The sequence below is a fragment of the Croceibacterium selenioxidans genome, assembly GCF_018599195.1.
Classification (GTDB): Bacteria; Pseudomonadota; Alphaproteobacteria; order Sphingomonadales; family Sphingomonadaceae; genus Croceibacterium_A; species Croceibacterium_A selenioxidans.
The window spans coordinates 481,603-493,848 of record NZ_JAHFVK010000002.1 but is presented as its reverse complement, the minus strand read 5'-3'; the positions used below and the strand labels follow the sequence as shown (position 1 = coordinate 493,848).

At 64.4% G+C, this 12,246-nt stretch carries 11 protein-coding genes; 4 read left to right on the top strand and 7 right to left on the bottom strand.

What is annotated here, in order from left to right:
- Positions 1–2: 2 nt before the first annotated feature.
- Positions 3–1,217, top strand: coding sequence for a serine hydrolase domain-containing protein (locus KK137_RS11240; protein ID WP_214536515.1), 1,215 nt, complete (start codon positions 3–5; stop codon positions 1,215–1,217).
- A gap of 196 nt (positions 1,218–1,413) precedes the next feature.
- Positions 1,414–1,818 (top strand): hypothetical protein, encoded by a 405-nt coding sequence (locus tag KK137_RS11235; protein WP_214536514.1) that lies wholly within the window; start codon positions 1,414–1,416, stop codon positions 1,816–1,818.
- A gap of 41 nt (positions 1,819–1,859) precedes the next feature.
- On the opposite strand, the gene KK137_RS11230 is transcribed toward KK137_RS11235, so the two are convergent.
- A complete protein-coding gene (locus KK137_RS11230; protein ID WP_214536513.1) occupies positions 1,860–3,518 on the bottom strand; it encodes a GMC family oxidoreductase in 1,659 nt (552 codons plus the stop codon).
- A gap of 101 nt (positions 3,519–3,619) precedes the next feature.
- Here KK137_RS11230 and KK137_RS11225 point away from each other — a divergent pair, with 101 nt between their 5' ends.
- Positions 3,620–4,081 carry a DUF3237 domain-containing protein gene (locus KK137_RS11225; RefSeq protein ID WP_250893830.1) on the top strand — a complete coding sequence of 154 codons (462 nt, stop codon included), beginning with the start codon at positions 3,620–3,622 and terminating at the stop codon, positions 4,079–4,081.
- Positions 4,082–4,139: 58 nt separating this feature from the next.
- Here the strand turns inward: KK137_RS11225 and KK137_RS11220 are convergent, their stop codons facing one another.
- Positions 4,140–4,367 (bottom strand): hypothetical protein, encoded by a 228-nt coding sequence (locus KK137_RS11220; protein ID WP_214536511.1) that lies wholly within the window; start codon positions 4,365–4,367, stop codon positions 4,140–4,142.
- 214 nt (positions 4,368–4,581) lie between these two features.
- Between KK137_RS11220 and KK137_RS11215 the strand changes: the two genes are divergently transcribed.
- Positions 4,582–5,130, top strand: a complete 549-nt coding sequence (locus KK137_RS11215; RefSeq protein ID WP_214536510.1) for a hypothetical protein — start codon at positions 4,582–4,584, stop codon at positions 5,128–5,130.
- Positions 5,131–5,133: 3 nt separating this feature from the next.
- Here the strand turns inward: KK137_RS11215 and mdlC are convergent, their stop codons facing one another.
- The 5 genes from mdlC to KK137_RS11190 form a co-directional block, all read right to left on the bottom strand.
- A complete protein-coding gene (mdlC, locus tag KK137_RS11210) occupies positions 5,134–6,696 on the bottom strand; it encodes a benzoylformate decarboxylase (protein WP_214536509.1) in 1,563 nt (520 codons plus the stop codon).
- A gap of 350 nt (positions 6,697–7,046) precedes the next feature.
- Positions 7,047–8,678, bottom strand: a complete 1,632-nt coding sequence (locus tag KK137_RS11205) for an MFS transporter (RefSeq protein ID WP_214536508.1) — start codon at positions 8,676–8,678, stop codon at positions 7,047–7,049.
- Between the two features lie 59 nt (positions 8,679–8,737).
- On the bottom strand, positions 8,738–9,595 hold the full coding sequence (locus KK137_RS11200; RefSeq protein WP_214536507.1) for an SDR family oxidoreductase: 858 nt from the start codon (positions 9,593–9,595) through the stop codon (positions 8,738–8,740).
- Between the two features lie 19 nt (positions 9,596–9,614).
- Positions 9,615–10,670, bottom strand: a complete 1,056-nt coding sequence (locus tag KK137_RS11195) for an amidohydrolase family protein (RefSeq protein WP_214536506.1) — start codon at positions 10,668–10,670, stop codon at positions 9,615–9,617.
- A gap of 1 nt (position 10,671) precedes the next feature.
- The gene (locus KK137_RS11190; RefSeq protein WP_214536505.1) at positions 10,672–12,237 is read right to left on the bottom strand and encodes an FAD-binding oxidoreductase; all 1,566 of its coding nucleotides are present in this window, start codon (positions 12,235–12,237) and stop codon (positions 10,672–10,674) included.
- Positions 12,238–12,246 lie beyond the last annotated feature (9 nt).

Here is a 12,246-nt window from a genome sequence, read left to right as displayed (position 1 = left end):
GGATGTCTCGAAGCGTGTTGGCGGCCAGCTTGGCCGTGCTGGCAATGGCCTGTCCGGCTGTTGCCCAGAGCGAGAAAGCCGGCCCCTCTCCCGCTGTCATCGCCATGCGCTGGCAATTGCTCAATCCGGAGGTCAACAGCTTCACCTTCCGTGATACCGACAAGGTCTTCGAATCTCGCCCTGTGAAGCGTGGGGGTCCAGTGTGGGATCTGCCGTCGGGCGCTGCGCTCACTTTGCCGCACATCGATGTCGGCGGGCAATCGCATGACTACGAGCGTTTTGCCGAGGACACCTTCACCAACGCGTTACTCGTCATTCGCGACGGGCGGATCGTGTTCGAGGACTACCGCAACCGGTCTGACGAGACGACGCCCTTCATCTCGTTTTCGATGGCCAAGACCTTCACCGCCATGCTGGTCGGGCTGGCGCTGGACAAAGGCGAGATCGGCTCGCTCGATGATCTGGCAGTCAAATACGTTCCGCAGCTCAAAGGTGGCGGTTACGACGGGGTGACCATCCGGCAATTGCTGCAGATGCGGTCGGGTTCGGACATCGACGAGCGTTATGACTTTGGCGAAAATCCGAGCTTGGCGGGGCGGATTCACGAGTCTGCGATCATCCGCAACGAACGGCGCTTTGCCGATTTCGCGATCGATGTCGGTCGCCGTTCCGAGCCGGGAAGCACGTTCAACTACGCGACGCTTGATACCGCGGTCCTGGGCTGGGTGCTGGAAGAAGCGGTGGGCCAGAAACTTGAGCAGCAAATGCAGGAGCGGATATGGGCACCGCTCGGGGCCGAACGCGATGGCTTCTGGATAGCCGATGGACCCCCGGGTCGGGGACGGGCCCTCAACGGCATGGGCTTCAATGCCACGCTTCGCGACTTCGGCCGCCTCGGTCAGTTGCTGCTCGACGGGGGCAGGCGCGGCCAAACGCGCGTCCTTCCAGAAGGCTGGGTAACGCAGATGTCCACCATGCTGCCGGTCCCGATCAGGGGCCCGCAGGCCCAGCCGCCGGGCTATGGTTTCCAGACCTGGCAAGTCGACGAAGAGCCCGGCGCGTTCGCGGCCTTGGGCCTGGCCGGTCAGATGATCTACGTCCATCCGAAAAGTCGGACTGTGATCGTGAAGCTCAGCTTCCTTCCGCCCAATCCTCCACCTGACGAATTTGCCCAGACCGTGGCGATGCTCAAGGCGATCACCTCGACGCAGAACTGATATCCCTTCCGCCCGGCCCGAACCTTGCCCGTCTGGTCGGAAGCCCTGTTTTATCGCGCGGTCGCTTGAGGTTAGGTCGCGCTGCACAGGGGACGACGGGAGAAAACAAGTGGTCGCACACTCCGCCGCCGTCGCTGACGGTAATGGACTCATGCGTTTGGACAGACGCGGAATTTTCCGCCCAGAACTTAACCTCATGAGAGCCAGCGGCCTCGCCCAGGCGCGGCTGCAGCTGGCCGTGCTTTCGGGCAATCGCCGACGGGCGCTTGAGCAGGTTGATCGGCTGGTCGGCATCGATCGCCAGCTCGAAGGCCTGGCGAAGGGCGAGGGCGGTCCCGACGCCGGCGAGCTGGAGGCCGAGCTAGCCGACCAGCGGCTTGCGATTGCCAGCGAGAAGCTGGCGCTGACTTCGGCGGTCGACCTGCCCCGGTTGGAGCCCGCGTTCGGCGCGGGAATGGGGGCGGTCATGGCGCCCGAGGAGCCGGTTGAGATTGTCGAGGACGAGACGCTGAAGGGACACTTCGTCCGCGTGGGCCTGTGGGCTGCGGGGTTCGTGGTGCTTTGCGCCGGGGCGGCCGTAGCGGCGCTCACCTTGATCTAAGTTAGATCCTCCCCGAGCAAGCTCGGGGAGGAATTGTTGAGCTAGGCCGCCACTGCCTGTTTGGCGCCCGCGAGGACCATTTCGGCGCCTTTCTCGGCGATCATGATCGTCGGCGCGTTGGTGTTGCCCGAGCTGATTTTCGGCATCACCGATGCGTCGATCACGCGCAGGTTTTCGACCCCCCGCACTCGCAGCTGCGGGTCGAGCGGATAGCGCTCGTCACCCATCGCGACGGTACCAACGGCGTGATAGAGCGTGCCTCCAGCGAGCTTGGCATACGCGAGCATTTCCTCGTCGGTATTGCCGAACGGATCGCCCTTTTCTTTGAGATAGGGCTCGAGCGCCGGCTGCTGCCAGATCTTGCGGATCAGCTTGAGCTGGTCGACCACGCTCTGCTTGTCGATCGGGTCCGACAGGTAGTTCGGCACGATCTTCGGCCAGACCGTTCCGTCGGGCGACTTGGCGTGGATCGAACCGCGCGATTCCGGACGCACTTGGCACGGGTTCGAGGCCATGCCTGGATCCTTGTCTAGCCGCAGGCCCTGATACTGGTTGAGGTATTCGAGATCCATCGACGCGGCCATCACGTGGATCTGCACATCGGGGAACTGCAGCTCCGGCCTTGTCTTCACGAAAGCGCAGCCGTGCGCCACTGCGTAGCTGAGGAGGCCTTTGCGGGTGAGGCCGTACTTGGCGATCTCTCCTAACAGCTTCACGCCGCGGCTCAGCTGGTTGATCGAATGATGCGGTTCCTTCAACGCGGCCTGGCAGCCGATCATGTAGTGGTCCTGCATGTTCTCGCCCACCATCGGCGATTCATGCACCACCTTGACGCCGAGCTCCTGCAGCAACGCGCCCTGGCCGACGCCGCTGATTTCCAGAAGTTTGGGGCTTTCCACCGCGCCGGCAGCCAGGATCACCTCGCGGCCAACCATGACCTTGCGGGTTTCGCCGTTCTGCTTGAACTCGACGCCGACGGCCTTCTTGCCATCGAAGATGATCCGCGTCGTCATTGCCCGGGTTTCGACGGTGAGGTTGGGGCGCTTCATCGCCGGGTGAAGATAGGCGACCGCAGCCGAATGGCGGCGGCCGTTCTTGGCAGTCATCTGGAAGAAGCTGCAGCCTTCCTGGTTTCCGTCGTTGAGGTCTTTCTTGTACGGGATGCCCGCCTGCTGGCACGCTTCGACCAGCGCAGCGCTGACCGGATGTTCGTCGGGGAAGTCGGACACGTTGAGCGGGCCGTCGGCGCCGTGGAACTCGTCCTCGCCCCGCTCCTGATGCTCGCTCTTGCGGAAGTAAGGCAGGACATCGTCCCAGCTCCATCCGCGCGCCCCCATCTGGGCCCAGCCGTCATAGTCGGCCGACTGGCCACGGACGTAGAGCATGCCGTTGATCGAGCTCGATCCGCCCAGCACCTTACCCTTGGGCCACTTGTGCGCGCGGCCGCCCGAACCCTCGTCGACCTCGGTCTCGTACAGCCAGTTGACCTTGGGGTCGTTAAGGGTCTTGCCGAAGCCGATCGGCGTGTGGATCATGATGTTGGAAATGAACTGGCTCGGTTCCTTCAGCGGCCGGTCGTCGCCACCGGCTTCGAGCAACACCACTTTGTGCTCCCCGCTTTCCGTCAGGCGGGCCGCCAGCACGCACCCCGCGCTGCCCGCTCCGACGATGACATAGTCTGCGTAAAGATCCGCAGCCATTTCCAGCTCTCCTCTCAAACCCAATTTGCGCGGCAACCCCGCGATTCGCTTGTGCCGCACGCTAGGGACCGTAGACTTGAGCCGCAATGCAGGAGAGGCGCATGATCAAGCCCGAGCTTGAGTTTGTCTATGAAGCGAGTGGTGAGTTGGAGGCTCCGAAAGAGATCGGCAAAGTGGTCGACGGCACGCGGCGCATCATTCCGATCGTGGCGGGTGGTTATGTGAAGGGGCCCAGGATCAGCGGCAAGCTGATGGGCAATTCCGCCGATTGGCAGCTGACCCGACCCGATGGTGTGACCGTGGCCGATGCCATCTATGCTCTTGAGACTGACGACGGCGTGCTAATCCAGATCCGCAACAAAGGTCTGCGTCATGGTCCGCCAGAGGTGATGGACCGTTTGCGCCGCGGCGAAGACGTGGATCCAGCCGAGTACTATTTTCGAACCGTACCGGAATTCATCGCACCCGAAGGACCCTACGACTGGATGAACCGGTCGATCTTCATCTGCTCGGGCGCGCGTTACGCCAGCAGCATCAAGCTGTGGGTGTGGCGGGTGCTCTAGTTATGACAAGGCCCCGCTGCCGCGGCAGCGAGGCCTTGGTTAGATCGGAAGCAGGAAGTTACGGGCTAACGGCGTCGTCGCCGCTGTCGTTCACGGCAACGGCGATGAGGACGATGGCGACGAGCGCGATCAGGGGAATGAGGATGCCAACGCCGGCCACAGCGTCGGAATCTTCCAGCGTAGCCGCCGTGCGAGGAGCCGGGCCATTAGCCGCCTGCGCCATCACCGGCGAACTGATCAATGAGATCGCCGAAAGTGCAAGCAGCGCAGATTTACCAAACGACATATGACCAACTCCCCTTATTGTTGAGATTCATTCCCTTACGCCAACAAGCGTTTGACGAGCAATACTCTTTTGTTGAGGACGGCAAAGGACCTTGTCCCGCCCGTCTATTTGATGGCGGCATGCGACGGCTGCGACGCCTGGTCGAGCCCATTCTACGCGGTTTTGCGTAGCCCGGGTTTCGCGGGTTGTTGAGGTTAATAGGCGATTCAGGGGCATGGCCAGCACTGCCCTTGGACTGGATTTCCTCCCGCGCCGGGCGCACTCGCGCTTGCGATTGGGAATTCCCGCCCAGTTCATCACGGTCAACGGCTCTTCGAATATAACCCTGCTCGACCTCTCGCAAAGCGGGGCGCGGCTTCAGCTTTCCGGGCCGGAGCGAGCAAAGGACGGCGTCCTCAAGTGGATGGGCTTCGAGGTCTACGGCGCAAAGGTTTGGCAGAGTGGGACCACAATCGGCGTGCAATTCGACAAGCCGATCAGCCCCAACTGGGTCCTGGCAACGCGCAACTGGCGACCGTCGGACCGTGAGACCAAGATCGAAGCGAGGAGCTTTGCGCGCGACTGGGCGAAGGGGGCGGGAGACAAATCGCTGGACCCGTTGTTCAACCGCGCTTCCGGCCGCTCCCCTCACACCCGGCCTTCCCTCGACATGCAGCGGCTGCGGCAATCGACCAAGAGCCGGTGGGGCCAATCCAGCTTGGCCTTCATCCTCGGCAGCAGCGTGATCGGCATCGTTGTCGGAATCTGCAGCTGCTACTTCTAGGGCCTAGTGACTGTGGATCGCGTACTCGATCCGCACGTCGAGCAAGGTCGGGCCGGTCTGCGCGAAGCTCCAGCTCAGCGCCTGGTCCAGATCTTCAACGCTATCGACCAATCGCGCCGCCAGGCCCTGCGCTTCGGCGAGCTTGACGAAGTCGAGGCCGGTTAGGTCGCAGCCGGGCACGTGGTTCATGCCGAATTCGGCGGAGAAACCCGTCAGCGCGGCGTAGGCGCCGTTGTTGAGGATCACGAAGCTGACGTTGGCCTGTTCCTCTCGCGCTGAGAACAGGCCCTGGATCGTATACATGGCCGAGCCATCACCCAGGATGGCGATGACCTTGTCGGGCTGGCCCTTCGCCACGCCGACCGCTGCCGGTAGCGAATAGCCGAGCCCCCCGCTGGCGCAGGTGTAGAAGCCTCCCTCGCGAGTGATCGGCAGGGTATCATGCTCCGGTCCGCGCGCCGTTGGCGCTTCCTCCACGATCACCGCTCGCTCCGGGCGCAGCGCGGCAATGCGCTTGAGCACGTAGGCGGAAGTCATCGCCGGCTCAGGGTCCTTGAGCTGGTGCGACTTGCCGGTGAAGGCGCGCGCATTCACGCGCCGGGCGAGTTGGGCGAGGCCGTCCGCCACGTCACCCAGCACGCCCCCGCCGCCGGGCAGCGAGGCCAGGTGCTGCGGATCGTCGCTTAGCGCCATGAGCGCGGCGTGCTCCGGCCAATGCGGCCCTTCGCCCTCGACATGATAGGTGAACACCGGCGCCCCGACGACAAGGATCGCATCGTGCGGCGCCAGCAGCCCGCGCAGCTTATCGCGCCAGGCAGGGAGGAAGCCGGAGAACTGCGGATGGTTTTCCGGGAAGGTTTCGCGGGCGGCATAGGGGGCGGCCCAGACCGAGCAGCCGGCCTTTTCCGCCAGCTTGATGGCCGCTTCCCACCCACCGGCATTGGCCACCCCAGTGCCGATCACCAGCGCGGGTTTCTGGCTCTGGTCAATCATCGCGGCGAGCCGTTCGATCCCGGTGGCAGAGGGGACCGCGCGCAAGGTCAGGTCGGGCAGCGGTGGCCAGTCGCATTCGCGCTCCCAATCGTCGACCGGGATCGAGACGAAGCACGGACCCATTGGCGGGGTCATGGCGGTGACGAAGGCGCGGACGAGCGCCAGGGGTACGTCTTCGGCGCGAGCGGGCTCGATGGCGTACTTCACGTAAGGGCGCGGGAATTCGGTCGGACGCTCGGCGAACAGGAACGGATCGTGCGGCAGGATGCTGCGCGCCTGCTGCCCGGCGGTGACCACGATCGGCGTGTTGTTCTTCCACGCGGTGAACAGATTGCCGAGCGAATGGCCGGTGCCCGCCGAGCTGTGCAGGTTGACCAGCGCCGGCTTGCCGGAGGAGCGGGCGAAGCCATCCGCCATACCGACCACGACTGCTTCGTTCAGGCCCAGGACGTAGCGGAACCCTTCGGGCATGGCCTTGAGCATCGGCAGCTCGGTGCTTCCCGGGTTTCCGAACAGGCGGTCGACACCGAAGTGTTCGAATACGCGGAAGGCGGCTTCTCTGACGGTAGGCATGTTCAGGCCCTTACGCGCTGAGCCGAGCGGGCTTCAAGCCCTGCGGCGGAGGGGTGACGGGGTGACACTGTTCTGGCGAAAGGGTCACTTTGCGGAAATGGCGGATTTCTGCGGGTTTGCGCGCGGCAAGTTGACAGTTTGGGTTGGTCAGAGTGTCAACTTGTCCGGCCAAGGAGGTGCAAGGTGACACTTTTTCCGGGCCCAAGTTGACACTTTTCAAGTTGCGCTTGGTGCAAGTTGACAGTTTGCGAGGCTGGACGATCGGCATAGCCCTGCATGGCCTAAGCTACTGGTTGTAGGAAAGTTTTTTCTTATCCTCCCCGAGCAAGCTCGGGGAGGATCTTGGTGCGTCAAACCGCCTCGCCTCCGGCCCGCGCACGCTCGAGCATGGTCGTCTCGTCGCGGTTCACCCGGAACAGGACCACCAGCAGGCAGAGGACAATTGCCGGTGCCACCACGTTGATCGACATGATCGCCTGGCCCAGGTCCCCGCCGTTCCGGTCGCTGACGATGCCGACGAAATACGGCCCCATGCCCAGGCCCAGCATCGTGGTAATGATGATGAACAGCGAAGAGGTGATCCCGCGCATGCGCGGCAACACCAGGTCGTAGAGCAGCGAGTAGAGCGGGGGCAGCCACAGCGTCAGGATCAGGCTGTAGCCGACGAAGCGCAGGTAGAATTCGGTCGGGTTGGTGGCGCTGAAGGTCCAGATGCCGAAGAATGGCGAAATGCCGAGCGAAAAGATCGTCAGCCAAACCCGGCCCTTGCCGCCCATGCGCGCGGTCAGCCAGTCGCTGAGCGGCCCGGCAACGATGGGGCCGATCATACCCAGCGCCGCCGCCAGCAGGCCGAACTGCACGCCGGTCTCTGCGGGCGAGAGCCCGAAGGCGCGATTGAGGAACGAGGGGGTAAAGCCCATCACGCCGTAGTTGATCGAGGTTTGGAAGCCCGCGACCACGATCAGCAGGATGACCGAGGGAGCGCTGACCACGTTGTAGGTCGCGCGGTCGGTGAGCTTGAACGACTGAAACAGGTTCAGGATCACGAAGGCGCCGATGGCGACCACCGACCACTGCAGCACGTGCGGGTCGATTGCGAGGCCGAGCGCTTCAATCGGAGGGCGCGGGGAGAAAGCTTGCGTGAGCCTGGTCATCACGAAGCAGAACACCGCAATCACGGCGAGCGAGACCAGGTTCACGGTCCACTGCTTTGCCCCGGCCTTGTGGTTCCAGAGATAGAACCAGTTCGCGCCGGGGGTGACGGCGCCCAGCACCTTGGCGCTGGCCACGAAGGGGGCCGGGTCGGGCGGGGAGACGATGCCATCCATTGCCCCGCGCTCTGGCTCTTTCATACGGTAAATGAGCCAGGCGAGCAGGAAGCCGGGCAGGGCGGCGACGAGGAAAGCGAACTGCCAGCCGGAGAAGCCGCCGGGCGCCGCGACCCCGGCGTAACGGGTGTCCCACCAGTGCGCGACCACGCCGCCGAGGGTCATCGACAGGCCGAGACCGAGGGCAGTCGCGATGCCGAGGGCGGCCATGGCCGTGCCACGCCGCTCGCGCGGGAAGACGTCGAAGATGATCGAATTGGCCGCGGGCTGCGTTGCTCCTTCGCCGACACCGACGCCCAGGCGCGAAAGGGCGAGCAGGCCAAAACCCGTGGCGAAGGCGGCAAGACCGGCCGCGAGCGACCAGCCGAAGATGCAGATCGCGAGCAGGCGCGTGCGGATCCAGCCGTCGACGAGCCGCCCAAGCGGGAGCGAAAACAGCGCGTAGAATAGCGAGAACACGGTTCCGTAGAGGAGGCCGAGCTCGGCGTCGCCGATGCCGAGGTCCTCGCGGATCGAAGGGGCCAGGATCGAGAGGATCTGGCGATCGAGCAGGCTGATGGCCTGGGCTGCAGAAACCAGCGTCAGGGCATACCATCCCGCACGCGTGACTTTTGCAGCAGGTTTGAGCGCTTCGTCCGCGACCGTTGTAGCCATGTTCTTTCCTCTCCCCACTTCCCGTGTCCTCCCCGAGCAAGCCCGGGGAGGATCTTACTTCACCCCTTCAACGCCGCCGCGATCGTCTCGCTGATCGGTGTGGTCGGGCGGCCCGAGAGCGTGCTCAGGTCCTTGCTCTCGCTGTAAAGTTCACCGAACCCCGAGAGGTAGCTGGTGCTAGCCAGCAGGGCCGCGACAGGCGGCGGCAGGCCGACGCCTTCGAGCGTCTTGGCGTAGTCGCTCTCGGACTGGTTGACGTACTTGACCGGCTTGCCCGCCTGGCGCCCGACTTCGGCGGCGAACTCGTCCATCGACCAGCTCGTGTCACCGGCCAGCTCATAGACCTTGCCGCCGGGGCTCTTCAGCAGCGCCCCGACGGCGCCGCCGGCGAGGTCTGCCCGCGTCGCGGTGGACAGGCGGCCTTCGCCCGTCGCGCCATAGATAGCTCCATGCTCCACCGAAGGGCCAAGGGCGCCGGTGTAGTTCTCCGAATACCAGGGCATGCGCAGCACGTCGTAGTTGAGGCCGCTCTTTTCGAGCAGCTTCTCGGTCAGCACATGTTCCCCGGCGAGCGCCAGCTTCGAACCCTGCGCGTTGAGCACCGAAGTGTAGGCCAGGTAGGACACGCCAGCCTTTTTCGCCGCGTCGATGACCGCGCCATGCTGGCGTTCACGTTGGCCGACCGCGTTGCCACTGATGAGCAGCACCCGGTCGACACCGGCAAGCGCGGCATCGAGGCTGGCGGGATCGTCATAGTCCGCTGCCCGCACCTGCACGCCCTTGGCGGCATAATCGGCCAGCGCCGCAGGATCGCGCGCGAGCGCGACCACGTTCGCGGCGTCGGTCTTCTGCAGCAGTTCGTCGAGAACCAGGCGGCCGAGCTTCCCGGTCGCGCCTGTCACGGCATAAGTTGTCATCGGCATCCTCTCCTTCAGCCTAGAGCTTGAACCAGCGTTCGGCGTTGGTCTGGAAAAACTTTGTCTTCTGGGAGTCGCTGATCTCGAGATCGTCCATCCAGCGTACTTCGTCCGGCACGTATTGATAGGGGTAATCCATCGCGTACATCACGCGGTCTTCCCCCATGACCTCGATCATCAGCTTGATCGAGGGACCGAACGGCAACCCGCTGTTCGTCGCCAGCACGTTGTTGCGCATGTAGTGGAACAGGTCATGCTGCAGCGGCTTCAGACGATCGTAGCGCTGGCTGCGGATGCCGGCCTTGTGCATGTAGTCCAGGCGATAGAGCCAGAACGGCAGCCCCTCGCAGCCATGGCCGAGCATCAGCTGCAAGTTGGGATAGCGATCGAACACGCCCGTCGTGAGCAGGCGCATCGCGTGGTAGCTGGTCTCCACGCCGAAGCCGTAGACCGCGCCGTCGAGCCCGGCCTCGACCATGCCGCCGATCATCCCGTCGGGCGGGCCCTGCGGGTGAATGTAGAGCGGCAGGTCGAGATCGGCGCAGGCGCGCAGGATCGGGTCGAACTGGTCTTCGTCCAGGTAGTGACCGTGGGTGTGACTGTTGATCTGCACGCCGTGGAAGCCGAGCTCTTCCTTGCCGCGGCGCAGTTCCTCGGCCGACCATTCCGGATCGAGCGGGGCGACGGCGATCATGCCGTGGAAGCGATCCGGGTAGGTCTCGCAGGCGGCCTTGAGCTGGTCGTTGGCGTTGCGGGCGATGCGCTTGGCTTCTTCGACGTCGTGCATCGACTGGGTGCCCGGGCTGGTCAGCGCCAGCACCGCCTTGTCGATCCCGGCTTCGTCCATAGCCTGGATGCGTAGCGGCCCGAGGTCCAGCAGGCGTTCGCGGATGAAGGTCGTGCGTTCGCTGGGGCTCGTGCCGTAGAAGCCCCACAGGCTCATGGTGCCCTTGTCGGCGCGGCCTTCCTTGACCAGGCGCATGATCGCGTCGAGCTGTTCCTGAGTGGCGAAGGCTTCTTCGGTGGCAATGCGCAGGTAACCGCGGTCACCGCCGGTCTTCAATTCGTGAGTCAATTCATCTTCCTGTTCGATAGGCGGCGGGCCAGATGCCCTGCTTGCCGGGGGAGAGGATGCCGTTCGGATCGAGGGCATCCTTGATGGTCTCGGCGAAGCGCCGCTGGACGTGGTTGTTGAAGTCGTATTGGTCGGCGACCAGGTCCATGAAGTCGACATGGCTTCGGTATTCGCCGTAGCCGAGCTTGGCCGCCGGCCCGACCAGCGCCTTGCACGCGGCATAGGCGGCGCGGGCCTGGGGCTCGTTCTCGGTGTCGAACACGACCAGGCCAACGTGGATCATGTGCCGCTTGCTGACAATGAACACGCCCGAATAGTCGAGCCCGTCGGCGTTGAGCTGCTCGCGGACCATGTCGCGGATCGTGGTCCCGTCATTGCCGGTGATCGGCATGGCGCAGGAGAAGCCGATGTGGCCGCCTTGCTCACCGCCGTACCAGCGGGTCATGCGGTCGAGCGCCATGCTCGGGATGCCGGCCTGGACGCGCTCGTGCGGGTTCTCGAAGTCGGGCAGGGCGCTTCCGTCGTACTTGGAATAAGTGATGTTGCAGCCGGGAATGGAACCGAGGGCCGCGTCCACTTTGGCGCGGTTGTGTTCGACCACCGGCTCGTCGCCGTAGAGGGCAAAGCGCATGACCCAGCGGCCGAAGCCGGGCGTCTGGGCGATCCTGTCGATCACCTCTTCGGGGATGGGGTCGTTGCCGGTGTACCACTCCTCGCGCCCCCAGAAGGCGCTGGCGGCGCAGACGGCGTTGATGATCATCGGCTGGTTGGGGATCGTGCCGTCGATCATCAGCGGGCGCAGCGCTTCGAGGAACGGGCCGAACTGCTCCTCGCTGTCGAGCGTGAGCCAACCGGGCATGTAGACTTGCGGCGGCGGCATCAGCCACACGCCCATCTTGGTCACCACGCCGTAATTCGACTGGGTGAACAGCCCGTCCGGCGTCGGCCCGCAGCCGTGCGGGAAGACCTGCCAGGCGTGCGGATTGCTCATCCCGCCCATGCCGGTGCGCAGCACCTCGCCATCGGCGAGCACGACTTCCATCCCGCAATGATTGCCGAAATGGTCGCCCAGCGGAGTGTAGCCGACCCCATGGTCGAGCGCGTTGCCGATCACGCTGCCGGCACCCAGATCCGGCACCGACATCCACAGCTTCGAGCCGATCGCGCGCAAGTGGTCGTAGAGGTCGAAGAAGCGCACGCCGGGTTCGATAAGGGCCCAGCAATTGTCCTCGTCGACCGCCAGCACCTTGTTCATGCGCCGGAGCGAGAGGGCAAAGCTGCCCGACACACGGGGAGCGCCGCCGCCATACCCCTTGTTGCGGCCCTGGCTGCTGGTCCAAACCGGAGTGCCATGTTCGTTGGCGATGCGCAGCACCGCCTGCACCTCCTCGACGCTGCCCGGAAGCAGAACCGCGCCGGGGCGGTACCACTCACCGGGAGGCGCGAAGGGATCGCCATGGTCGGCCATCGAGGCAGGATCGGTCAGGACATTGTCCGCCCCGATCGCGTCCCGCATGGCACGGATCGCGCCTGCGAGACTGCCGGGGGGCAGGGTCAGTTCGTCCATCGCTTCCTC